This window comes from Pseudomonas sp. Fl5BN2, assembly GCF_009908205.1.
Taxonomy (GTDB): Bacteria; Pseudomonadota; Gammaproteobacteria; order Pseudomonadales; family Pseudomonadaceae; genus Aquipseudomonas.
Genome location: NZ_JAAARL010000012.1, coordinates 138,617 through 162,413 on the forward strand (window position 1 = coordinate 138,617; position 23,797 = coordinate 162,413).

Consider the following 23,797-nt stretch of genomic DNA (forward strand, 5'->3'; position numbering starts at 1 on the left):
GATTTTTTATCGCTTTCGGTCAACGTAAAGAGTGAAGCCAGTGTCGTTTCGAGAACGGATCTGGATCAGACTTCGTCAGGGCTGCGCAGGTTGGTGACCTGAATACGCTGTTCGCGGCGCTGCTCCTTTTGCGAAGGCATCTCGGCGCGATACACGCCTTGATCACCGACGACCCAGGAAAGTGGGCGACGCTCCTTGCCAATCGACTCTTGCAAGAGCATCAGACCTTGCAGGAAAGCTTCAGGGCGGGGCGGGCAGCCAGGCACGTAGACGTCCACGGGCAGGAACTTGTCCACCCCCTGAACCACGGAGTAGATGTCGTACATGCCACCGGAGTTGGCGCACGAACCCATGGAGATAACCCATTTTGGCTCGAGCATTTGCTCATAGAGACGCTGAATGATCGGCGCCATCTTGATGAAGCAGGTACCGGCAATAACCATGAAGTCCGCCTGACGCGGCGAAGCCCGGATCACCTCGGCGCCAAAGCGCGCGATGTCGTGGGGCGCCGTGAAGGCGGTGGTCATTTCCACGTAGCAGCAGGACAGGCCGAAGTTGTATGGCCACAGGGAGTTCTTACGCCCCCAGTTGACCGCGCCGCTCAGCACGTCTTCCAGCTTGCCCATGAAGATGTTTTTGTGGACCTGATCTTCTAACGGATCGGAAACGGTTTCCCGTTCGCCGATCGGGTACTGATCGTTAGGAGCATCGGGGTCGATCCTGGTGAGATTGTATTGCATCGCCAAAGCCTCATTGTTTTAGCTTCGCCTGCCGCTTACGACGACCTTCCGGAGCCCAATCAAGAGCCCCCACCCGCCAAAGGTAGACAAGACCTGCCAACAGAATTGCTATGAAAACGAGAGCTTCGACGAATCCGGTCCAGCCACTTTCGCGGACGGACACAGACCAGGCAAAGAGAAAGAGGGCTTCGATATCGAAGATCACGAAGAGCATCGCGACCAGATAGAATTTGGCTGAGAGCCGCAAGCGGGCGCCACCGGTAGGTAGCATGCCGGACTCGAACGGTTCATTTTTGCTGCGGCCCCAGGCTTTTGATCCGAGGAGGCTGGAGACACCGAGCATGAAGGCGCAAAGGCCGACAACACCCAGAAGGAAAATGGCAAAGCCCCAGTTGTGGGCCATGAGTCCTGTCGCTTCGGGCATGCTGGTAATCCTTAACAGAGAGCAAGAGTCTCTGAGCTTGATAAAGAAATAAAGCAGTGACGATATGTCGCAGCGCAATCAATCGCGCTGATTTTATGGCTAAACACCGGGCAAGTAAAATTTCTAAAGCGAAATTGTTTATCGTAATAAGGACATAGCTCACCTATGTAGCCCCGTAAGCCGCGGCCTGCGGGCATTAGCGGAGGTTTTGTTAATTATGTTTTGTTGCCTCTGTAACGAAAGTTACATTAGCTAAATGATAATCAATATTGTTTGGGTGGCTTTTTAAACTGCTTTCCTCTGGCAAGTGGGAAAGTTGCTTCTTACATGGCTGTTACTGCAAGTAGCAGGGGCGCACCTTTTAACCTGTTTTGCTCCTCGCGACCCCGCTCTGGATCAATGTTTTTTACGCTTTTTTTGCTATGAGCCGGTTGATGGCGAATTTTTGCCGCGTGGGGCGGTGTTGTGGGAAAGAGGGAGGATGTCGGCAAGTCAGCGCCTGCAGGCGAAGACGAAAAAGCCCAGGCAAAAAAACGCCCCGAACCAGTCGGGGCGTCAGTTGTACGGCAATGCAGTTAGCTTTCTACCGGGTCTGCATTGGCCGCTCGATCAAGCCGTGAGGCTGAATCAGTGGAACTGTTCTTCTTCGGTGGAACCTGTCAGTGCGGTCACCGAGGACGAGCCGCCCTGGATCACGGTAGTCATGTCGTCGAAGTATCCGGTGCCCACTTCCTGCTGGTGCGCCACGAAGGTGTAGCCCTTGGCGGCGTCAGCGAATTCCTGCTCTTGCAGCTTCACGTAGGCGGTCATGTCGTTGCGGGCGTAATCGTGCGCCAGGTTGAACATGCTGTGCCACATGTTGTGGATGCCAGCCAGGGTGATGAACTGGTGCTTGTAGCCCATGGCGGACAGCTCGCGCTGGAACTTGGCGATGGTCGCGTCGTCCAGGTTCTTCTTCCAGTTGAAGGAAGGCGAGCAGTTGTACGACAGGATCTGGTCCGGGTATTCCTTCTTGATCGCTTCAGCGAAGCGACGAGCCTCGTCCAGGTCCGGCTTGGCGGTTTCGCACCAGATCAGGTCGGCATAGGGGGCGTAAGCCAGGCCGCGGGCGATAGCTTGGTCCAGGCCTGCGCGTACCTTGTAGAAGCCTTCCGGGGTGCGGGTGCCCGTCACGAACGGCTGATCGTAAGGGTCGCAGTCCGAAGTCAGCAGGTCGGCGGCGTTGGCGTCGGTACGGGCCAGGATGATGGTCGGTACGCCGGCAACGTCGGCTGCCAGGCGGGCAGCGGTCAGTTTCTGCACGGCTTCCTGAGTCGGCACCAGTACCTTGCCGCCCATGTGGCCGCATTTCTTCACCGAAGCCAGCTGGTCTTCGAAGTGCACGCCGGCAGCGCCTGCCTCGATCATGCTCTTCATCAGCTCGTAGGCGTTCAGTACGCCGCCGAAACCGGCTTCAGCATCGGCAACGATTGGCGCGAAGTAGTCGATGTAGCCCTCGTCGCCCGGGTTCTTGCCGGCTTTCCACTGGATCTGGTCGGCGCGACGGAACGAGTTGTTGATGCGCTTGACCACGGTTGGCACCGAGTCCACCGGGTACAGCGATTGGTCGGGGTACATGGATTCGGCGGAGTTGTTGTCCGCAGCCACTTGCCAGCCGGACAGGTAGATCGCCTGGATACCGGCTTTAACCTGTTGCACAGCCTGGCCGCCGGTCAGGGCGCCCATGCAGTTGACGAAATCTTTCTCAGGACGGAAGGACGGCTTGGCGCCTTGGGTGACCAGGTTCCAGAGCTTCTCGGCGCCCATGCGTGCCAGGGTGTGCTCGGGTTGAACCGAGCCACGCAGACGGACCACGTCGGCAGCGGAGTAGGCGCGAGTCACGCCTTTCCAGCGCGGGTTTTCAGCCCAGTCTTTTTCAAGGGCTGCAATTTGCTGTTCGCGTGTCAGTGCCATGGAGATAAACCTCGTCGCGTCTTGGGTGAAAGTCGTTCTTGAGTGGAAAATTCTCGCTCCACCAGTTACGCAGCTTTGAAAGGTGCGTAGTTGGCTGTTCGCTGACCAGGAAGCTTAGGTGGTCAAGTCGGGTCTGGCGGGGATGGCGACGGGTGAACGATGGGCTCGAGGTGGAAAGTGAGCAGGTGAAGGCTGGCTGCGGTGCGCATTCCGGCGTCGTGGGCCTTCATACGTTCCATCAGTGTGTTGCCGATCGACCTAATTACGCTTCCGTCCCTCGGGACAACTTCGTTCCAGTCGCAATCTCGTCAAACACACCTTGTGGGCGGTACAGACACGAATCGGCTCAGGTGGGTAGGTTAGAGCGACGATCCGAAGGCCCTTGCCAGGGCCCCTGATTAGCGGGAGCGAGGCCATCATGCCCGCGGTTTTTTGGCTCGTCAAATGTTTTGTAGTGCTTTTTTTGTGGCACTACATCTTTGGTCTAATACGACTAATCAGTCAGTTTTTGGTGCTTTAGTCCAGGGCGTCGACCTTGACTCGCAAGGTCATGTCATCCCGGCCTTGAGTCGAGTAGCTGCGGCCCAGGCCCTGTTTGTCGGCCTGAGTCTGACGATTGACCCCGGCCAGGGTGATCCATTCGCCAAGGCGGCCGCTGACGGTTGTGTCGGTGCTTTGCACGTTCACTACATCCGGGCGTTCCTGGCTCATGCGATCACGGTTGGTGCTGATGCTCAGGTGTACGGTTTCACCCGTCACGCTGGCGGTGACATAGAAGCCCTGGGTGACATTGCGATACTGGGTCTGGTTCTGCAGGCGTCCATAAGGATCGGTCTGGGTGGTAGTCAGGGGCACGCTCTGGCCAACCTGGATCAATGCCGGCACGCCCTCGCTGGCCTGAACCTGCTGGATACCGCCGTCACGGCTCTCGGTGCTGCGATTGATGATCCGCGTTTGCGGCGCGCCGTTGACCGAGTAGCCCTGGTTGTCCTGGAAGTTGTTTTCGTTGGTGTCGACGGTGATCAGCAAGCGTTTGGCGGCGGTGTCCAGTTGGGCGATGAAGGCGCGCAACTCGGCGATCTTTCCCGGTTCGGCGTTGACGATCAGCTGGTTGCCATAAGCGCTGACCTTGCCGTCCTTGCCAAGAAAGTTCTGTGCTACCGGCAGCAGGTCGGCGCTGGTGCGGTTATTGAGGGGCACGATCTCGGTGGCGGCCATGACCGAGCAACTGAGGGTCATTAACAGCGTCGTGAGCAGGGTGCGTAGGGACATATCCGTTATCTCCGCGAATAGCTGGCGTAAAGCCTTGAGTTTGACACTTTGTCGGCTTTGGGTGGGGCAAGTTGAATCCTAGACGGCAAAACGCCCCGGCATCCTGGTCTTGCGCCTGGTAGGCGCAAGGGGATGACGGGGCGTTTTGTCTGGCCGTCGCCGAAAAGGGCGTAGCGGTCAGGCGCCGCGAACCATGTCGACGTGAGGAATCCCTGCTTCGAGGAATTCCTCGCTGACAATCGAGAAGCCCAGGCGCTCGTAGAACGGCGTGGCTTGCACCTGTGCGCTGAGCATCTGCTGCTTCAGGCCGCGTTTCTCGGCCTCGTCAATCACTGCGCGCATCAGTGCGTCGCCGACTTTCAGGCCGCGCCAGTCCTTGAGCACCGAGACTCGGCCGATATGGCCATCGGGCAGCAGGCGTGCGGTGCCGATGGGAAAGTCGCCCTCGAAGGCCAGGAAGTGCACCGCGCTATCATCGTCGGCATCCCATTCCAGCTCAGGCGGAACAGATTGCTCGGCAATGAACACCGCTTCACGAATGCGCCGAATCTCGGCGTTATCCTTTTGCCAGTCTGCGACACGTACGTGAATCTTATTCATCGGCAAACCCCAGGCTCCCTTGCTTGACCAGTTCACACAACAGGCCGCGCCCTTCGTCATCCGCCAGCCAAGGGCCGAGGTTGTCGATATGCAGGGCGTCAGCGGCGCAGATCATTTTCAGCAGTTCGCGCAGTTTACCGGGAAGCAGGCGGCTTTGGCCGCTGGCAAACAGCAACAGGTCATCATCGACCTCGGACCAGGCCAGGCGCGCGCTCGGATTGCGGATCAATATTGCGCCTTGTTCCAGGCTATCCAGCAGGTCGCCGTCTTCCAGTTCCGGACCCACGACCAGTTCCGGGTAGCGGGGCTCGGTCATGAACTGGCCGAACCAGGTCAGCAGCAGGCGCTCATCGCTCATGTGCTCGGCCAGCAAGGCCTTGAGGCGATCGAGGGCGTCGTGCTGGATCTGGTGCGGATCGCTGACCGGCTGGGCATCGGCGTCGGTGTAGCGCTCTTCGTCGGACAGGAACTGGCTGAGGAAGTCGGTGAAGTGGGTCAGAACCTCAGAGGCGCTCGGGGCACGGAAGCCCACCGAGTAGGTCATGCAGTCGTTCACCGCAATGCCGCAGTGGGCCAGGCGCGGCGGCAGGTAGAGCATGTCGCCGGGTTCCAGGACCCAGCTTTCGGTTTCTTCGAATTCGGCGAGGATGCGCAGGTCCGCGTGCTGCAGCAGTGGGCTCTCGGAGTCGCACATCTGGCCGATCTTCCAGTTGCGCTTGCCATGGCCTTGCAGCAGGAATACGTCGTAGTTGTCGAAGTGCGGGCCGACGCTGCCACCAGGAGCGGCGAAGCTGATCATCACATCGTCGACGCGCCAGCTCGGCAGGAAGCGGAAGTGCTCCAGCAGCTCGGCGACTTCCGGGACGAACTGGTCAACCGCCTGCACCAGCAGGGTCCAGTCGCGCTCCGGCAGCTTGCTGAACTCGTCCTCGGCGAATGGGCCGCGGCGCAGTTCCCACGGACGTTCGCCGTTCTCGATCACCAGGCGTGATTCGACTTCTTCTTCCAGGGCCAGGCCGGCCAGTTCGTCGGCGTCGATCGGGCTTTCGAAATCAGGCAGGGCCTGACGCACCAGCAGGGGTTTCTTCTGCCAGTAGTCACGCAGGAATTCCCGTGCGGTGAGGCCGCCCAGAAGTTGCAGAGGAGTATCAGGATTCATGTGTAACCTATTGAAAAAATGTACTTTTCGAGCAGGAATAAAAACGCCCGGCGCGGCCGGGCGTCAGAACGTCGTGCAGTCGGTCAGATGCGCTTGGCCTGGGCCACGGCATTGCCGATGTAGCTGGCCGGGGTGAGCTTTTTCAGCTCGGCCTTGGCCTCGGCGGGCATATCCAGCCCGTCGATGAAAGTCTGCAGTGCTTCAGGGCTGATGCCCTTGCCACGAGTCAGTTCTTTGAGCTTTTCGTAGGGGTTTTCGATGTTATAGCGGCGCATCACGGTCTGGATCGGCTCGGCCAGGACTTCCCAGCAGGCGTCCAGGTCGGCGGCGATTTTCTGCTCGTTCAACTCCAGCTTGCTGATGCCCTTGAGGCTGGCTTCGTAGGCGATGACGCTGTGAGCGAAACCCACGCCCAGGTTGCGCAGCACGGTGGAGTCGGTCAGGTCGCGCTGCCAGCGGGAGATCGGCAGTTTGCTTGCCAGGTGCTGGAACAGTGCGTTGGCGATCCCCAGGTTGCCTTCGGAGTTTTCGAAGTCGATCGGGTTGACCTTGTGCGGCATGGTCGAGGAACCGATTTCGCCGGCAATGGTGCGTTGCTTGAAGTAGCCCAGGGAGATGTAGCCCCAGATATCGCGATCGAAGTCGATCAGGATGGTGTTGAAGCGGGCGATCGCATCGAACAGCTCGGCAATGTAGTCGTGCGGCTCGATCTGCGTGGTGTAGGGGTTGAAGGCCAGGCCCAGTTCATCTTCGATGAAGGCGCGGGCATTTTCTTCCCAGTCGATGTCCGGGTAGGCCGACAGGTGGGCGTTGTAGTTGCCTACGGCGCCGTTGATCTTGCCCAGCAGCGGTACGGCGGCGACCTGAGCGATCTGACGCTCCAGGCGGTACACCACGTTGGCCAGTTCTTTGCCCAGGGTGGTCGGCGAAGCCGGCTGACCGTGGGTACGCGAGAGCATCGGCACTTCGGCGAAGCGGATCGCCAGCTCGCGGATGGCATTGGCGGTCTGGCGCATCAACGGCAGCATCACCTCATCACGGCCTTCGCGCAGCATCAGCGCGTGGGACAGGTTGTTGATGTCCTCGCTGGTGCAGGCAAAGTGGATGAACTCACTGACATTGGCCAGCTCAGGCAGCTTGGCGGCTTGTTCCTTGAGCAGGTACTCGATGGCCTTGACGTCGTGGTTGGTGGTGCGCTCGATCTCTTTGACGCGCTCGGCGTGCTCCAGGGCGAAGTTTTCCGCCAGGGTATTGAGTACCGCATTGGCTTCGGCGGAGAACGCCGGCACTTCGCTGATGGCGCTGTGGGCGGCCAGGCGCTGGAGCCAGCGCACTTCAACCAGAACACGAGCACGGATCAGGCCGTACTCGCTGAAAATAGGGCGCAGGGCCTGGGTTTTGCCGGCGTAGCGGCCGTCAACAGGGGAAACCGCAGTGAGCGAAGAGAGCTGCATGGGGTGTTCTCGGACAGTCGGGCAACGAAATGGGGCGCGTATCATACATGAAAATTTCCGCCGGTCCGTTGCCAACTGACCAGCGTCTTACGCGTAGCGCTTGAAAAAAAGCAGGTGAAGCCAGCGCAGCTCAGCTGCTGCGCATTAACGGATAGAGTTCTTTGAGCAATTTGCGCCGGCTGATCACCAGTTGCCAGCGATGACCGCCCAGTTGGCGCCACAGTCGGGCCGAACGGATACCAGCCAGCAGCAGGGCGCGGATCTTCGAGGCGTTGCTCGGCTGTTGCAGGTTGCGCATGTCGCCGTGCACCTGGATGCGTTGGCGCAGGGTACTCAGCGTGTCCTGATAAAGCGCGCCACAGGCGGCAATGACGTTTTCGTGGGCTGGGCCGAAGTGTTCTACCTGGGACTGAATCTGCGGCAGGCGTTTGCCGATGGTCTCCAGCAAGTCGTCACGCTTGGCCAGCTGGCGCTCAAGGCCGAGCATCGACAGGGCGTAGCGCAGCGGTTCCCGTTGCAGGGTAGTGGGGTCGCGTTCCAGTGCGCCGATCAGTGCCCGGTAGCCTTCGCGCAGGTTGATGTCGTCACCGCCGTAGACTTCCAGGGTGTCTTTCGGGTCGCGGATCAGCAGGCTGCCGAGCATGCAGCTCAAGGCTGCCTCGCTGACCTGGCCGGTCTTGGCGATGCGGTCCACCAGGACTGCCGCCAGAAACACGCCGCCCAACGCCGTCAGTTGTTCCTGAATCGGGCTCATGGACGGACGTCCTTGCTGCTCCAAGGCTCGGCCACTTCGATCACGCCGCCGCCGAGGCAGATTTCGCCGTCGTAGAACACCACGGACTGGCCGGGAGTCACTGCACGTTGCGGGTCGTCGAAGGTGGCACGGTAGCCACTGGCAGTCTTTTCCAGGGTGCAGGGCTGGTCGCTCTGGCGGTAGCGCACCTTGGCGGTCAGGCGTCTTGGCTGGTCGAGATCGATGGGGTTGACCCAGTAGATGTCGGAGGCGAGCAGGGCGCGGGAGAACAGCCACGGATGGTCGTTACCCTGGCCAACGATCAGCTCGTTGTGCTCCAGGTCCTTGATCAGCACGTACCACGGCTCGTCGCCAGCGTCTTTCAAGCCGCCAATGCCCAGGCCCTGGCGCTGGCCGATGGTGTGGTACATCAGGCCGTGGTGGCGACCGATGACCTCACCTTCGGTGGTCTTGATCTCACCGGGCTGGGCCGGCAGGTATTGCTTGAGAAAGTCGCTGAAGCGCCGCTCACCAATAAAGCAGATCCCGGTGGAGTCTTTTTTCTTTGCCGTGGCCAGGTCGTGCTTCTCGGCAATGGCGCGCACTTCGGGCTTTTCCAGCTCGCCTACCGGGAACAGAGTCTTGGCAATCTGCTCGCCGCCGACGGCATGCAGGAAGTAGCTCTGGTCCTTGTTCGGGTCGAGGCCCTTGAGCAGTTCGGTGCGGCCGTCGATGTCGCGGCGGCGCACGTAGTGGCCGGTGGCAATCAGGTCGGCACCAAGCATCATGGCGTAGTCGAGGAACGCCTTGAACTTGATTTCACGGTTGCACAGGATGTCCGGGTTCGGCGTGCGCCCGGCCTTGTATTCGGCCAGGAAGTGCTCGAACACGTTGTCCCAGTACTCGGCGGCGAAGTTGGCGGTGTGCAGCTTGATACCGATCTTGTCGCACACGGCCTGGGCGTCTGCGAGGTCGTCCATGGCGGTGCAGTATTCGGTTCCGTCGTCTTCCTCCCAGTTCTTCATGAACAGGCCTTCCACCTGGTAACCCTGCTCCATCAGCAGGAGGGCGGATACGGAAGAGTCCACGCCGCCGGACATGCCGACGATGACGCGCTTCTTTTGGGTGTCAGAAGGGGCTGGATCACGCATAGGAATTCAATGGGTGTCTTGAAAAAGGACGCGATTCTAACAGGCTGAGGCCTGCAAGGCTAAAACTGCGGTTAAAGCGACGGACGGATCAGCGCCAGGCTGTGCAGTTGGCCGTCCAGGTAATCGTCCAGGCACTGCAGAATCAACTCGCTGCGCCAGTTGGCCCGCTGCTCCAGCAGCTCGCTGCGGCTGAGCCAGCGCGGACCGATGATGCCGTCGTCCAACGGGTAGTCCGGATGATGGTGCAATGGCTTGGCGGCAAAGCACACGCGCTGGTAGGTGACGCCATTGCTCGGGGCGGTGTAGAGGTAGATGCCGACCACGCCGGTCAACTCCACGTCCCAGCCGGTTTCTTCCAGGGTTTCACGCACGGCCGCCTGAAGCAGGCTTTCATTGGCATCCAGGTGCCCGGCGGGCTGGTTGAGCACGGCTTGTTCGCCCTGATACTCCTCGACGAACAGGAAGCGACCCTGGTCCTCGACGATGGTGGCGACAGTGATATGGGGTTGCCATTCCATAAAGGCACTCCTTTATAAAGGGTGAGCATTGAGCATTGTAGGAGCCGGCTTGCCGGCGAAGCGAGCGCCGCATTTTTGGCGTGGGGGAGGGGCATTCGCCGGCAAGCCGGCTCCTACAGGCTCTATAAGCACAAACCCCGGCGCGAGGCCGGGGTTTGTGTGTTCGGTAGTGCTTACACCAGTGCCGCGATCGCCGCGTTGAGGGTGGCACTTGGGCGCATGGCCTTGCTCACCAGCTCAGGATTGGCGCTGTAGTAGCCGCCGATGTCCACGGGCTTGCCCTGTACGGCGTTGAGCTCGGCGACGATGGTCGCTTCGTTCTCGCTCAGGGTCTTGGCCAGGGTGCTGAACTGCGCTTGCAGAGCAGCGTCCTCGGTCTGGGTGGCCAGGGCTTGTGCCCAGTACAGTGCCAGGTAGAAGTGGCTGCCGCGGTTGTCGATGTTGCCGACCTTGCGCGATGGCGACTTGTTGTTGTCGAGGAACTGACCGGTCGCCTGGTCCAGGGTCTTGGCCAGTACCAGGGCTTTGGGGTTGTTGTAGGTGTTGCCCAGGTGCTCCAGGGAAGCGGCCAGGGCCAGGAACTCGCCCAGGGAGTCCCAGCGCAGGAAGTTTTCTTCCAGCAGCTGTTGCACGTGCTTCGGAGCCGAACCGCCGGCGCCGGTTTCGAACAGGCCGCCACCGTTCATCAGCGGCACGATCGACAGCATCTTGGCGCTGGTGCCCAGTTCCATGATCGGGAACAGGTCGGTCAGGTAGTCGCGCAGTACGTTGCCGGTCACCGAGATGGTGTCCTTGCCTTCGCGGGTGCGGGCCAGGGTGAACTTCATGGCGTCAACCGGGGACATGATGCGGATGTCCAGGTCGCTGGTGTCGTGATCCTTCAGGTAGGCCTGAACTTTCTCGATCATCACGCCGTCGTGGGCGCGCATTGGGTCCAGCCAGAAGATCGCTGGGGTGCTGCTGGCGCGAGCACGGTTGACTGCCAGCTTGACCCAGTCCTGGATCGGCGCGTCTTTGGTCTGGCACATGCGGAAGATGTCGCCGGCTTCGACTTTCTGCTCCAGCAGCAGGCCGCCTTTGCCATCGGTGACGCGAACTACGCCGTCTGCCTTGATTTCGAACGTCTTGTCGTGGGAGCCATATTCTTCGGCTTTTTTCGCCATCAGGCCAACGTTCGGCACGCTGCCCATGGTGGTCGGATCGAAAGCGCCGTTGGCTTTGCAGTCTTCGATCACCGCCTGGTAGATGGTGGCGTAGCAGCGATCCGGGATCACGGCCTTGGTGTCGTGCAACTGGCCATCGGTGCCCCACATCTTGCCGGAATCACGGATCATGGCCGGCATCGAGGCGTCGACGATGACGTCGCTCGGCACGTGCAGGTTGGTGATGCCTTTGTCGGAGTTGACCATGGCCAGGGCCGGGCGGGCAGCGTAAACGGCCTGGATGTCGGCTTCGATCTGTGCTTGTTGCTCGGCTGGCAGGGCCTTGATACGGGCGTACAGGTCGCCGATACCGTTGTTCAGGTTGAAGCCGATTTGCTTCAGCACGGTGGCGTGCTTGGCCAGGGCATCCTGATAGAACTCGGCAACGATCTGGCCGAACATGATCGGGTCGGAGACCTTCATCATGGTGGCTTTGAGGTGCACCGAGAGCAGTACGCCTTGTTGCTTGGCGCTTTCGATTTCAGCGGCGATGAAGGCGCGCAGGGCCTTTTTGCTCATGACTGCGCAATCGAGGATCTCGCCGACTTGCACGGCGGTTTTTTCCTTCAGGACGGTGGCAGTGCCGTCTTGAGCGATCAGTTCGATTTTGACGCTGTCGGCGGCGTCGATCAGCGCGGCTTTTTCACTGCCGTAGAAGTCGCCGTTGTTCATGTGGGCAATGTGGGACTTGGAGTCTTTGGCCCAGGCGCCCATTTTGTGCGGGTGCTTGCGTGCGTAGTTCTTTACCGACAGCGGTGCGCGGCGGTCGGAGTTGCCTTCACGCAGGACCGGGTTCACGGCGCTGCCCTTGATCTTGTCGTAGCGCGCCTTGGCGTCTTTATCGGCGTCGCTGGTCACGGCTTCCGGATAGTCCGGCAAAGCGTAGCCCTGAGCTTGCAGCTCTTTGATCGCGGCTTGCAGTTGCGGTACCGAAGCGCTGATGTTCGGCAGCTTGATGATGTTGGCTGCCGGGGTGACCGCCAGTGCGCCCAGTTCGGCGAGGTGGTCCGGCACCGCTTTGGCGCCCAACTGCTCGGGGAAGCTGGCGAGGATGCGGCCGGCCAGGGAGATGTCGCGGGTTTCCACGGCGATATCAGCCGAAGCGGTGAAGGCTTCTACGATAGGCAGCAGGGAATAGGTGGCGAGGGCCGGAGCTTCGTCGGTGAAGGTGTAGATGATCTTCGAGCGGGTGGGCATATTCGGATTAACTCTCTTCTTTGCTAAAGCGTGCGCAGAAACTCGAGGTGCGCCGGGTAAGCGCTTTCGTTCAAAGGTCGTCCATGAGCCGAATGTCGAGATTTCTTCGCGGTGATGTTGGGTGCATCAGTCGAGCGTCAAGCGGGTGGGCTGCGGTAACAACCCGGCTTTTGGCGGAAGGTCTCGGCTACATTTGCCTGTAGCAGAGGGGGCCTGCCGTCGTGACTCTGTGGTCAGCGGCGGCATTATACATAGGTAGCTAGCAAAGCGCCGATGCTTCATAAGCACCGACTCTCGTCCATTGGTCTAAAGGTCGCAGGCAGGGTGCAGGCGTAGAGTCGTTCGAGGTGCTCGAGTTTGGCACTTTTCCCTTTGCTTTCAGGCTTGTAGGCCGCGAACTGCGCAGCTTCGCGACCGATGAGTGGAACATGAGGTTCCCGTCCAGATTCAACTGGGGTACGCTCGAACGCAGCCAGATGTTCAATCCACACAACGGAGTTCAGCATGGGATACAAGAAGATTCAGGTTCCAGCAGTCGGCGACAAAATCACCGTCAACGCAGACCATTCTCTCAATGTTCCTAACAACCCGATTATTCCTTTCATCGAAGGCGACGGTATTGGCGTTGATATCAGCCCGGTCATGATCAAGGTTGTCGATGCTGCGGTTAAGAAGGCTTACGGCGGCGAACGCAAGATTTCCTGGATGGAAGTGTATGCCGGGGAAAAAGCGACTCAAGTGTACGACCAGGACACCTGGCTTCCTCAGGAAACCCTGGACGCGGTAAAGGATTACGTGGTTTCCATCAAGGGCCCATTGACCACTCCGGTCGGTGGTGGCATTCGTTCCCTGAACGTGGCCCTGCGTCAACAACTCGACCTGTATGTGTGCCTGCGTCCGGTGCGCTGGTTTGACGGCGTGCCTAGCCCGGTGAAGAAGCCAGGCGATGTGGACATGACCATCTTCCGTGAGAACTCCGAAGACATTTACGCTGGCATCGAGTGGAAAGCCGGTTCGGCTGAAGCCACCAAGGTCATCAAGTTCCTTAAAGAAGAAATGGGCGTCACCAAGATCCGTTTCGACGAAAACTGCGGCATCGGCGTCAAGCCGGTTTCCCTGCAGGGCACCAAGCGTCTGGCGCGCAAGGCGCTGCAATATGTAGTGGATAACGATCGCGACTCGCTGACCATTGTGCACAAAGGCAACATCATGAAGTTCACCGAAGGTGCCTTCAAAGAGTGGGCCTATGAAGTGGCGGCCGAAGAGTTCGGCGCGACCCTGTTGGACGGCGGTCCGTGGATGCAGTTCAAGAACCCGAAAACCGGCAAGAACGTCATCGTCAAGGACGCCATCGCCGATGCCATGCTCCAGCAGATCCTGCTGCGGCCGGCGGAATACGATGTGATCGCTACCCTCAATCTCAACGGTGACTACCTGTCCGACGCCCTGGCGGCGGAAGTGGGCGGTATCGGTATTGCGCCAGGTGCCAACCTGTCCGACACCATCGCAATGTTCGAGGCCACCCACGGTACCGCGCCCAAGTATGCGGGCAAGGACCAGGTAAACCCGGGCTCGCTGATTCTTTCGGCTGAGATGATGCTGCGTCACATGGGCTGGACCGAAGCTGCGGACCTGATCATCAAGGGCACCAATGGCGCCATCTCGGCCAAGACCGTGACCTATGACTTCGAGCGTCTGATGGATGGCGCGACCCTGCTGTCTTCGTCGGCATTCGGCGATGCACTGATCTCGCACATGTAAGCTGATTCACGAGCAAAGCAAACCGGCCGACTCAATCCCTTGAGTCGGCCGGTTTTTTTATGACTGGATGTTGGGTAAATCAGCTCAGTGCGCTTTCATGCTGGGTCTCTGGGGTGAGGATTTCACCGGGGACTTTCAGGGCGCTGATCTTGATCGCGTGCAGCCCCTTGGGGCCTTGGATGATCTCGAAGCTCACAGCCTGTCCGGCTTTCAAGGTCTTGTAGCCATCCATGTCGATGGCTGAGTAATGGGCAAACAAATCATCACTCTTGCCCTCCTCATTAATAAAGCCATATCCCTTGGCATTGTTGAACCACTTGACCTTACCGCTAGCCATACTCATATCCCTCTGCAACAGACTCCATCACTGGAGTATCATCCAGTTCATCCGCCATCAAACTTAGTAAAAAGGTTGACGCCGCGGACGTTTATTACCCAATGTGGGCCCTATTGGTTGTAACACCGTTTTGCCGATAGTCAAGGTGACCCGGCGGTCGGAGTTGAATTCCATCCAGGGCGCCCCCACCACTGTATTTGCACAACTGACGAACCTTTCTTTCCATGCATGCAATCAGCCAGATTCGACTAACATTCAATCAGGATCGCCCGGACTTGCACGACGACGATTCCGCTGGCTTGGCTGTACAGGAGGCCAAGCCCGCGTTACAGGCACCGCCAATGTACAAGGTGGTTTTGTTCAACGATGACTACACCCCGATGGATTTCGTCGTCGAAGTGCTCGAGATGTTTTTTAACCTGAATCGCGAGCTGGCGACCAAGGTCATGCTGGCCGTCCATACCGAAGGGCGGGCAGTGTGTGGATTGTTTACCCGCGACATCGCCGAGACCAAGGCCATGCAGGTCAACCAGTACGCCCGGGAAAGCCAGCATCCGCTACTCTGTGAAATCGAGAAGGACGGTTAACGCCGACCACTTGGGTATGAGGTGAAGCTATGTTAAACCGCGAGCTCGAAGTCACCCTCAATCTCGCCTTCAAGGAGGCCCGTTCGAAGCGTCATGAATTCATGACCGTCGAGCACCTTCTGTTGGCTCTTTTGGATAATGAGGCCGCCGCCACTGTTTTACGTGCCTGCGGAGCAAACCTCGACAAACTCAAGCATGACCTGCAGGAGTTCATCGACTCCACCACGCCATTGATTCCCGTGCATGACGAGGATCGCGAGACTCAGCCAACCCTGGGTTTCCAGCGTGTACTGCAGCGTGCTGTCTTTCACGTACAGAGCTCGGGCAAGCGTGAAGTCACCGGCGCCAATGTGCTGGTGGCAATTTTCAGTGAGCAAGAGAGTCAGGCGGTGTTCCTGCTGAAACAGCAGAGCGTTGCCCGTATCGACGTGGTCAATTATATCGCTCATGGCATCTCCAAGGTGCCTGGGCATGGTGATCATTCTGAAGGTGAGCAGGATATGCAGGACGAAGAAGGCGGTGAGCCGTCTTCTTCCAGTAATCCTCTGGATGCCTATGCCAGCAACCTCAATGAGCTGGCCCGTCAAGGGCGCATTGATCCGCTGGTAGGTCGCGAGCAGGAGGTCGAGCGCGTTGCCCAGATCCTCGCTCGTCGGCGCAAGAACAACCCGCTGTTGGTGGGGGAGGCCGGTGTCGGCAAGACTGCGATTGCCGAAGGTTTGGCCAAGCGCATTGTCGACAATCAAGTACCGGACCTGCTGATCAATAGCGTTGTCTATTCCCTCGATCTTGGGGCCTTGCTGGCGGGTACCAAATACCGCGGCGACTTCGAGAAGCGCTTCAAGGCGTTGCTGGGCGAGTTGAAGAAGCGCCCTCAGGCGATTCTGTTCATAGATGAAATCCACACCATCATTGGTGCTGGTGCGGCATCTGGCGGGGTGATGGACGCCTCTAATCTGCTCAAGCCGCTGCTGTCTTCGGGTGATATCCGTTGCATCGGCTCGACCACGTTCCAGGAGTTCCGCGGTATCTTCGAGAAGGATCGGGCCCTGGCTCGGCGCTTCCAGAAGGTCGACGTGTCCGAGCCTTCGGTCGAGGACACCATCGGTATCCTGCGTGGTCTCAAGGGGCGCTTCGAGCAGCATCACGGTATCGAATACAGTGATGAAGCCCTGCGCGCCGCTGCGGAGCTGGCTTCGCGCTATATCAATGACCGGCATATGCCAGACAAGGCCATCGACGTCATCGATGAGGCGGGTGCCTATCAGCGTCTGCAGCCGGTGGAGAAACGCGTGAAGCGCATCGAGGTGGCTCAGGTCGAGGACATCGTGGCAAAAATTGCCCGTATTCCGCCGAAGCATGTCACCAGTTCCGACAAAGAGCTGCTGCGTAATCTTGAGCGCGATCTCAAGCTGACCGTGTTCGGTCAGGATGCGGCGATCGATTCGCTGTCCACGGCGATCAAGTTGTCCCGTGCAGGCCTGAAGTCACCGGACAAACCAGTCGGTTCCTTCCTGTTCGCCGGTCCTACTGGTGTCGGCAAGACCGAGGCGGCGCGACAGTTGGCCAAGGCCATGGGGATCGAGTTGGTGCGCTTCGACATGTCCGAGTACATGGAGCGGCATACTGTTTCACGCTTGATCGGTGCGCCTCCCGGCTATGTCGGTTTCGACCAGGGTGGCTTGCTGACCGAGGCGATCACCAAGCAGCCGCATTGCGTATTGCTGCTCGATGAAATCGAGAAGGCGCATCCGGAAGTCTTCAACCTGCTGCTGCAGGTAATGGACCACGGCACCCTGACTGACAACAACGGGCGCAAGGCGGATTTCCGCAACGTGATCGTCATCATGACCACCAACGCCGGTGCTGAAACCGCGGCGCGAGCTTCCATTGGTTTCACTCATCAAGATCACTCTTCCGATGCCATGGAAGTGATCAAGAAGAGCTTCACGCCGGAGTTCCGCAACCGTCTGGACACCATTATCCAGTTTGGTCGCCTGAGTCACGAAGTGATCAAGAGCGTGGTGGACAAGTTTCTTACCGAGCTTCAGGCGCAGCTGGAAGACAAGCGCGTGCAGCTGGAAGTGACCGATGCCGCTCGCAGCTGGCTGGCCGCTGGTGGTTACGATGTGGCCATGGGCGCACGTCCGATGGCGCGCTTGATCCAGGACAAGATCAAGCGTCCACTGGCCGAGGAGATCCTGTTTGGCGAGTTGTCCGATCATGGCGGTGTGGTACACATCGACATCAAGGATGGCGAGTTGACCTTCGACTTCGAAACTACGGCGGAAATGGCTTGAAGGTCGCGTGACGCTGTACAGCCAAAGGCACCGAAAGGTGCCTTTGTGCTATCTGGGGTTGGTGATTTGAGTGTGCGGCGTGCTGGTGAAGAGGCATTCAAGCTCGGCGCCTTTTTTGGGAGGCGCTTTTGCTGGCAAGCCAATTTCGGAGGTTTTTTTCGAGACGAACAAAAACGCCCGGCATAACCGGGCGTCTTGTATTGACTTGATTAGCGAGCGCGGTAAGTGATGCGCCCTTTGCTCAAGTCATAGGGCGTCAGCTCGACGCGCACTTTGTCACCGGTAAGAATACGAATGTAGTTCTTGCGCATCTTGCCGGAAATATGCGCGGTTACGACGTGCCCATTTTCCAACTCCACACGAAACATGGTGTTGGGCAGGGTGTCGACGACAGTGCCTTCCATTTCGAAGCTGTCTTCTTTCGACATGCAGTAAAGCCCTCGGTGTCCAATGAATGGCCCGGTGCAACTGCGCCAGGCAAAAGCGGCGTGCATTGTGCCCGAAAAATGGGGTTCAAGCCAAGACCTTCTAGTTGAGGATCACCCATCTCTGGTTAACCAGCAGCTCTATAGGGCGATATTGGGTCTTGTAGTTCATCTTTTTGCAGTTCTTGATCCAGTAGCCGAGGTACACCGCATCCAGTCCCAGGCGCAGGGTTTCGCCAATTTGCCAGAGAATCGCGTAGCGCCCCAAGCTGCGGCGCTCTTCGTCGGGTTCATAGAAGGTGTAGACCGCCGAAAGGCCATTGGGCAGCAGGTCGGTGACCGCTACCGCGAGCAAGCGGCCGTCCAGGCGGAACTCGTAGAAGCGCGAGAACGGCAGGTCGCGTACCAGAAAGGTCGAGAATTGGTCGCGGCTGGGCGGGAACATGTCGCCGTCGGCGTGGCGTTGCTCGATGTAGCGTTGGTACAGGTCGAAGTATTCTTCGCTGAAGCCGGGTTTGGCCGCATGTACGCTCAAGTCGCTGTTGCGTTTTACAATGCGTTTTTGCTGGCGATTGGCCAAGAACTGGGCCACAGGAATGCGTGCCGGTACGCAAGCGTTGCAGTTCTGGCAATGCGGCCGGTACAGGTGATCACCGCTGCGACGAAACCCCATCTCCGACAGATCTGCGTAGACATGCACGTCCATGGGCTGGCTAGGATCGAGAAACAGGGTGGTTGCCTGTTCATCGGGCAGGTAGCTGCAAGAGTGGGGTTGAGTCGCATAAAACTTCAGGCGCGCTAACTCGGTCATGAGTCAACCCTCGGAGTAAGCTTTGCAATTAAGTGTAAGCCACAGCCGTCAAGCCCGCCTAGGAAACCCATATGGCACGGCTCTGTTGATCCAGATGACGCTTAAGGTAGTCGGCGAATTCCACTCGGGAAATGGACCGGGCTCCCAGGCTGTGTAGGTGTTCGGTAGGCATCTGGCAGTCGATCAAGACAAATCCCCATTCCTTCAGCCGCTCCACCAGGGTGGCAAAACCGAACTTCGAGGCATTGTCGGCGCGGCTGAACATCGATTCGCCGAAGAACAGCTGCCCCATGGCCAAGCCATACAGGCCGCCCACCAGCACGCCCTGATCCCAGACTTCCACGGAGTGAGCATGGCCGCGCTGATGCAGTTGCAGATAGGCCTGTTGCATGGCCTCGCTGATCCAGGTGCCATCGGCATAGGCTCGGGGTGCTGCGCAGGCGCTGATGACCGCAGCGAAATCCTGATCGAAGGTCACTTGGTAGCGCTGTTGGCGCAACAGTTTGCCCAGGCTGCGGGAGACATGCAGTTCGTCAGGAAGTAGCACGGTGCGTGGGTCGGGGGACCACCAGAGGATCGGCTGACCCTCGGAGAACCAGGGGAAGCAGCCGTGACGATAAGCCTGGATCAAGCGATCGGCAGACAAATCACCGCCCGCAGCCAGCAGGCCGTTGGGCTCGCGCATGGCTTTTTCCAGTGGCGGGAAGTCGAGTGTGTTGCGTTGTAACCAGGTCAGCATGGCATCCAGACTTGTGGCGGGGGAGGGCGGTGGCGAGCCATTGACGGCCCGCGACAAGCGTAGGGCGAGGGCTTAGTTGTCGTCGAGGTATTTTTCTGCGTCCAGGGCGGCCATGCAGCCGGCACCTGCAGAAGTAATGGCCTGGCGATAGACATGATCGGCCACATCGCCAGCAGCGAACACGCCTTCGATGCCGGTGGCCGTGGCATTGCCCTCGCTGCCACCCTTGACCAGCAGGTAGCCGTCGCGCATTGGCAGTTGTCCCTGGAACAAGTCGGTATTGGGCTTGTGGCCAATGGCGATAAACACCCCGGCCAGCGCCAGGTCGGTGGTTTTACCGCTAGTAGTGTCCTTGAGCCGGGCTCCGGTCACGCCACTGGCATCCCCCAGCACTTCCTCCAGATGCTGGTTCCAGTGCAGGCGAATGTTGCCATTGGCGGCTTTGTCGAACAGCTTGTCCTGAAGGATCTTCTCCGCCCGTAGTTTGTCGCGGCGGTGCACCAGATGGACCTCCTTGGCGATGTTGGCCAGGTACAGCGCTTCTTCAACGGCGGTGTTGCCGCCGCCGATCACGGCCACCACCTGGTTGCGATAGAAGAAACCGTCACAGGTGGCGCAGGCCGAGACGCCTTTGCCGGCAAAGGCTTCTTCGGAGGGCAGGCCCAGATACTGCGCTGAGGCGCCTGTGGCAATGATCAGCGCATCACAGCTATAGGTGCCGCTGTCGCCGATGAGGATAAACGGCCGCTGCTGCAACTGTGCGGTGTGAATGTGGTCATAAACGATCTGGGTATCGAAGCGCTCGGCGTGTTTCTGCATGCGTTCCATCAGTACCGGGCCGGTCAGGCCTTCGACATCCCCTGGCCAGTTATCAACTTCGATGGTGGTGGTCAGTTGGCCGCCTGCTTGCAAGCCGGTGATAAGTGTCGGTTTGAGGTTGGCGCGGGCGGCATAAACAGCGGCGCTGTAACCGGCCGGGCCGGAGCCCAGAATGATCAGGCGTGAATGCTTCGCATCGTTCATGAAAACTCCTCATAAGCCTTTGTCACAAAAGAGAATGCATGCTCCAATTAAGCAGTGCGTAACAGCTAAATAGCTATGCTAAGCAGACTGTTCTGACGTGGCATGCCGTGAACAAACCCGTACAATGCGACGATGTAACCGGTTTATTCAGAATTGCACTGTTTCAGAAGCAAGGGGCAGAGTGTTAAAAGTAGCCCCAGTTACGCCGGTCAACTTTATTTACCTGCTCGGATTGAGCAGTATCTTGTAGTCAATCACCCGTTGGACGCGCCCATGGCGCAGGAAAAGACGCGTTTTGAAGAAATCCACCGCAGCACCTAAACCTGTTGTTCCGCTCTGGCGTCAACAATTGCACTACCGGCTCAGGGAAGGTGCGTTGATCGCCATTGGAGCCCTGTGCCTGTTCTTGATGATGGCTCTTCTGACCTACGGTAAAGATGATCCGGGTTGGAGTCATAACAGCAAGATAGAGGATGTACAGAACTTCGGTGGTCCCGCCGGTTCTTACAGCGCCGATATCCTATTTATGGTGTTGGGTTACTTCGCCTATATCTTCCCTCTGTTATTGGCGGTCAAGACCTACCAGATCTTCCGTCAGCGGCATGAACCCTGGCAGTGGAGTGGCTGGCTGTTTTCCTGGCGGCTGATCGGCCTGGTGTTCCTGGTGTTGTCCGGTGCCGCGCTGGCGCACATCCATTTCCATGCGGCCACCGGCTTGCCGGCCGGTGCGGGCGGGGCACTGGGCGAAAGCCTGGGCGACCTGGCCAGGAACGCGCTGAACATCCAGGGCAGCACCCTGATGTTCATTGCCCTATTCCTGTTTGGCCTGACGGTGTTCACCGACTTGTCCTGGTTCAAGGTGATGGACGTCACCGGCAAGATCACCCTCGATCTGTTCGAGCTGTTCCAGGGCGCCGCCAATCGTTGGTGGGATGCTCGCGTGGAGCGCAAGCAACTGATGGTGCAACTGCGCGAGGTGGATGCCCGGGTCGATGAGGTCGCGCCGTCGAGCGTTGCCGACAAGCGTGAGCAGGCCAAGGTCAAGGAGCGCCTGATCGAGCGCGAGCAGGCTCTGAGCAAGCATATGTCGGAGCGCGAGAAGCAGGTGCCGCCGGTGATCACCCCGATTGCCACCAAGCCGCCGGAGCCAAGCAAGCGCGTGCAGAAAGAGAAGCAAGCGCCGTTGTTCATCGACAGCGCCGTGGAAGGCACCTTGCCACCGATCTCGATTCTCGACCCGGCGGAAAAGAAACAGCTGAATTATTCCCCCGAGTCCCTGGCGGCTGTTGGCCACCTGTTGGAAATCAAGCTCAAGGAATTCGGGGTCGAGGTGTCGGTGGACTCCATCCACCCGGGCCCGGTGATCACCCGTTACGAAATCCAGCCTGCGGCAGGGGTGAAGGTCAGTCGTATCTCCAACCTGGCCAAGGACCTGGCCCGCTCCCTGGCCGTGACCAGCGTGCGGGTGGTGGAAGTGATTCCTGGCAAGACCACCGTAGGTATCGAGATTCCCAACGAAGACCGGCAGATCGTGCGCTTCTCCGAGGTCCTTTCGACTCCGGAATACGACAACTTCAAGTCCCCGGTGACCCTGGCCCTGGGGCATGACATTGGTGGCCGGCCGGTGATTACCGACCTGGCGAAGATGCCGCACCTGCTGGTGGCCGGTACCACCGGTTCCGGTAAGTCGGTGGGGGTCAACGCGATGATCCTGTCGATCCTGTTCAAGTCCGGCCCGGAAGACGCCAAGCTGATCATGATCGACCCGAAGATGCTCGAACTGTCGATCTACGAAGGCATTCCGCACCTGCTGTGCCCGGTAGTGACCGACATGAAGGACGCCGCCAACGCCCTGCGCTGGAGCGTGGCGGAGATGGAGCGGCGCTATAAGCTGATGGCCAAGATGGGCGTGCGTAACCTGTCGGGCTTCAACGCCAAGGTCAAGGAAGCCCAGGACGCCGGCACACCGCTGACCGACCCGCTGTACAACCGCGAAAGCATCCACGACGAAGCGCCGCTGTTGAGCAAGCTGCCGACCATCGTGGTGGTGGTGGACGAATTCGCCGACATGATGATGATCGTCGGCAAGAAGGTCGAAGAGCTGATCGCGCGTATCGCGCAGAAAGCCCGTGCTGCCGGCATCCACTTGATCCTCGCGACCCAGCGGCCGTCGGTGGACGTGATCACCGGCCTGATCAAGGCCAACATTCCGACCCGCATGGCGTTCCAGGTGTCGAGCAAGATCGACTCACGGACCATCATCGACCAGGGCGGCGCCGAGCAACTGCTGGGCCACGGTGACATGCTCTACATGCCGCCAGGCACCAGCCTGCCGATCCGCGTACACGGCGCCTTCGTCTCCGACGATGAAGTGCACCGGGTAGTGGAAGCCTGGAAACTGCGCGGCGCGCCTGAATACAACGACGACATCCTCAACGGTGTCGAAGAGGCGGGCAGCGGTTTTGATGGCGGCAGTGGCGGTGGTGATGGCGATGATGCCGAAACCGACGCGCTCTACGATGAAGCCGTGCAGTTCGTCCTGGAGAGCCGTCGGGCGTCGATCTCCGCCGTGCAGCGCAAGTTGAAAATCGGCTACAACCGCGCCGCGCGGATGATCGAGGCCATGGAAATGGCCGGCGTGGTCACCTCGATGAACACCAACGGCTCCCGCGAAGTGCTGGCGCCGGGTCCCATGCGCGACTGATCCCTGTTTCGATACCCGCGACGTGATCACACGTCGCTCGCACACCCATTCACTTTATGAGGAATTCCATGCGCCTGATTCGCATGTTGCTACTGCCGGTATTGGCTGTGACCACTTTGTCGGCCCATGCCGACCCGAAAGACGTAGCGCGCCTGACCCAGTTGCTGGAAAAATCCCAGACCCTGACCGCACGTTTCTCCCAGCTGACCCTCGACGGCGGCGGCACCCAGTTGCAGGAAACCGCCGGCGAGATGTCGCTGCAGCGTCCTGGCCTGTTCTACTGGCACACCGATGCACCACAAGAGCAACTGATGGTCTCCGATGGCCAGAAAGTCTCGCTGTGGGACCCGGACCTGGAGCAAGTGACCATCAAGAAGCTCGACCAGCGCCTGACCCAGACCCCTGCGCTGCTGTTGTCCGGTGACGTGTCGAAGATCAGCGAAAGCTTCGATATCACCTCCAAGGAGGCCGGTGGCGTGATGGACTTCACCCTCAAGCCGAAAACCAAGGACACCCTGTTCGACAGCCTGCGCCTGTCGTTCCGCAACGGCATGATCAACGACATGCAACTGATCGACAGTGTCGGCCAGCGCACCAATATCCTGTTCACTGGGGTCAAGGCCAACGAGCCGATCCCGGCGTCCAAGTTCAAGTTCGACATCCCCAAGGGTGCCGATGTGATCCAAGAGTAAAAATCTGTAGCCGCG

The 23,797-nt window shown here is 59.2% G+C and carries 21 protein-coding genes; 5 read left to right on the plus strand and 16 right to left on the minus strand.

Annotation, left to right across the window (positions count from 1 at the left end):
• Positions 1 to 65: 65 nt before the first annotated feature.
• The 11 genes from GV819_RS18265 to GV819_RS18315 all read right to left on the minus strand — a co-directional run bounded on the left by GV819_RS18265 (position 66) and on the right by GV819_RS18315 (position 12,403).
• The gene (locus GV819_RS18265; RefSeq protein WP_123335519.1) at positions 66 to 740 is read right to left on the minus strand and encodes a NuoB/complex I 20 kDa subunit family protein; all 675 of its coding nucleotides are present in this window, start codon (positions 738 to 740) and stop codon (positions 66 to 68) included.
• A 10-nt stretch (positions 741 to 750) separates the two neighbouring features.
• Positions 751 to 1,164 (minus strand): NADH-quinone oxidoreductase subunit A, encoded by a 414-nt coding sequence (locus tag GV819_RS18270; RefSeq protein WP_011062185.1) that lies wholly within the window; start codon positions 1,162 to 1,164, stop codon positions 751 to 753.
• 627 nt (positions 1,165 to 1,791) lie between these two features.
• A complete protein-coding gene (aceA, locus tag GV819_RS18275) occupies positions 1,792 to 3,117 on the minus strand; it encodes an isocitrate lyase (protein ID WP_161757448.1) in 1,326 nt (441 codons plus the stop codon).
• A gap of 516 nt (positions 3,118 to 3,633) precedes the next feature.
• Entirely contained in the window at positions 3,634 to 4,389 is a 756-nt protein-coding gene (locus GV819_RS18280) for a secretin N-terminal domain-containing protein (RefSeq protein WP_161757449.1), read from the minus strand.
• Positions 4,390 to 4,566: 177 nt separating this feature from the next.
• The gene (locus GV819_RS18285) at positions 4,567 to 4,989 is read right to left on the minus strand and encodes a GNAT family N-acetyltransferase (protein ID WP_161757450.1); all 423 of its coding nucleotides are present in this window, start codon (positions 4,987 to 4,989) and stop codon (positions 4,567 to 4,569) included.
• On the minus strand, positions 4,982 to 6,148 hold the full coding sequence (locus tag GV819_RS18290) for a cupin domain-containing protein (protein ID WP_161757451.1): 1,167 nt from the start codon (positions 6,146 to 6,148) through the stop codon (positions 4,982 to 4,984). The genes GV819_RS18285 and GV819_RS18290 overlap by 8 nt, the downstream gene beginning before the upstream one ends.
• An 83-nt stretch (positions 6,149 to 6,231) precedes the next feature.
• Entirely contained in the window at positions 6,232 to 7,602 is a 1,371-nt protein-coding gene (gene purB / locus GV819_RS18295; protein WP_161757452.1) for an adenylosuccinate lyase, read from the minus strand.
• Between the two features lie 130 nt (positions 7,603 to 7,732).
• Entirely contained in the window at positions 7,733 to 8,356 is a 624-nt protein-coding gene (gene hflD / locus GV819_RS18300) for a high frequency lysogenization protein HflD (protein WP_161757453.1), read from the minus strand.
• Positions 8,353 to 9,486 (minus strand): tRNA 2-thiouridine(34) synthase MnmA, encoded by a 1,134-nt coding sequence (mnmA, locus tag GV819_RS18305; protein ID WP_161757454.1) that lies wholly within the window; start codon positions 9,484 to 9,486, stop codon positions 8,353 to 8,355. Before mnmA ends, hflD begins: the two co-directional genes overlap by 4 nt.
• A 71-nt stretch (positions 9,487 to 9,557) precedes the next feature.
• The gene (locus tag GV819_RS18310; protein WP_161757455.1) at positions 9,558 to 10,004 is read right to left on the minus strand and encodes an NUDIX hydrolase; all 447 of its coding nucleotides are present in this window, start codon (positions 10,002 to 10,004) and stop codon (positions 9,558 to 9,560) included.
• Positions 10,005 to 10,177: 173 nt separating this feature from the next.
• Entirely contained in the window at positions 10,178 to 12,403 is a 2,226-nt protein-coding gene (locus tag GV819_RS18315) for an NADP-dependent isocitrate dehydrogenase (RefSeq protein ID WP_161757456.1), read from the minus strand.
• A 504-nt stretch (positions 12,404 to 12,907) separates the two neighbouring features.
• On the opposite strand from GV819_RS18315, the gene icd reads away from it, so the two are divergent.
• The gene (gene icd / locus GV819_RS18320) at positions 12,908 to 14,164 is read left to right on the plus strand and encodes an NADP-dependent isocitrate dehydrogenase (RefSeq protein ID WP_161757457.1); all 1,257 of its coding nucleotides are present in this window, start codon (positions 12,908 to 12,910) and stop codon (positions 14,162 to 14,164) included.
• A gap of 79 nt (positions 14,165 to 14,243) precedes the next feature.
• Here icd and cspD read toward each other — a convergent pair whose 3' ends face one another.
• Positions 14,244 to 14,501: a cold shock domain-containing protein CspD gene (cspD, locus tag GV819_RS18325; protein ID WP_161757458.1), complete on the minus strand. Its 258-nt coding sequence runs from the start codon at positions 14,499 to 14,501 to the stop codon at positions 14,244 to 14,246.
• 224 nt (positions 14,502 to 14,725) lie between these two features.
• Here cspD and clpS point away from each other — a divergent pair, with 224 nt between their 5' ends.
• Positions 14,726 to 15,088, plus strand: coding sequence for an ATP-dependent Clp protease adapter ClpS (gene clpS, locus GV819_RS18330; protein WP_011062173.1), 363 nt, complete (start codon positions 14,726 to 14,728; stop codon positions 15,086 to 15,088).
• A gap of 29 nt (positions 15,089 to 15,117) precedes the next feature.
• Positions 15,118 to 17,388, plus strand: coding sequence for an ATP-dependent Clp protease ATP-binding subunit ClpA (gene clpA / locus GV819_RS18335; RefSeq protein ID WP_161757459.1), 2,271 nt, complete (start codon positions 15,118 to 15,120; stop codon positions 17,386 to 17,388).
• A gap of 209 nt (positions 17,389 to 17,597) precedes the next feature.
• Here the strand turns inward: clpA and infA are convergent, their stop codons facing one another.
• The 4 genes from infA to trxB form a co-directional block, all read right to left on the minus strand.
• A complete protein-coding gene (gene infA / locus GV819_RS18340; protein WP_002553999.1) occupies positions 17,598 to 17,816 on the minus strand; it encodes a translation initiation factor IF-1 in 219 nt (72 codons plus the stop codon).
• Between the two features lie 100 nt (positions 17,817 to 17,916).
• Entirely contained in the window at positions 17,917 to 18,624 is a 708-nt protein-coding gene (locus GV819_RS18345) for an arginyltransferase (protein WP_161757460.1), read from the minus strand.
• 58 nt (positions 18,625 to 18,682) lie between these two features.
• Positions 18,683 to 19,363, minus strand: a complete 681-nt coding sequence (gene aat / locus GV819_RS18350; RefSeq protein ID WP_161757461.1) for a leucyl/phenylalanyl-tRNA--protein transferase — start codon at positions 19,361 to 19,363, stop codon at positions 18,683 to 18,685.
• Between the two features lie 72 nt (positions 19,364 to 19,435).
• The gene (gene trxB / locus GV819_RS18355; protein WP_161757462.1) at positions 19,436 to 20,386 is read right to left on the minus strand and encodes a thioredoxin-disulfide reductase; all 951 of its coding nucleotides are present in this window, start codon (positions 20,384 to 20,386) and stop codon (positions 19,436 to 19,438) included.
• A gap of 295 nt (positions 20,387 to 20,681) precedes the next feature.
• Here trxB and GV819_RS18360 point away from each other — a divergent pair, with 295 nt between their 5' ends.
• Both GV819_RS18360 and lolA read left to right on the plus strand, forming a co-directional pair.
• Complete coding sequence (locus tag GV819_RS18360; RefSeq protein ID WP_161757463.1) at positions 20,682 to 23,090, plus strand: DNA translocase FtsK; 2,409 nt, start codon at positions 20,682 to 20,684, stop codon at positions 23,088 to 23,090.
• Positions 23,091 to 23,158: 68 nt separating this feature from the next.
• On the plus strand, positions 23,159 to 23,782 hold the full coding sequence (gene lolA, locus GV819_RS18365; protein WP_161757464.1) for an outer membrane lipoprotein chaperone LolA: 624 nt from the start codon (positions 23,159 to 23,161) through the stop codon (positions 23,780 to 23,782).
• Positions 23,783 to 23,797: the final 15 nt, after the last annotated feature.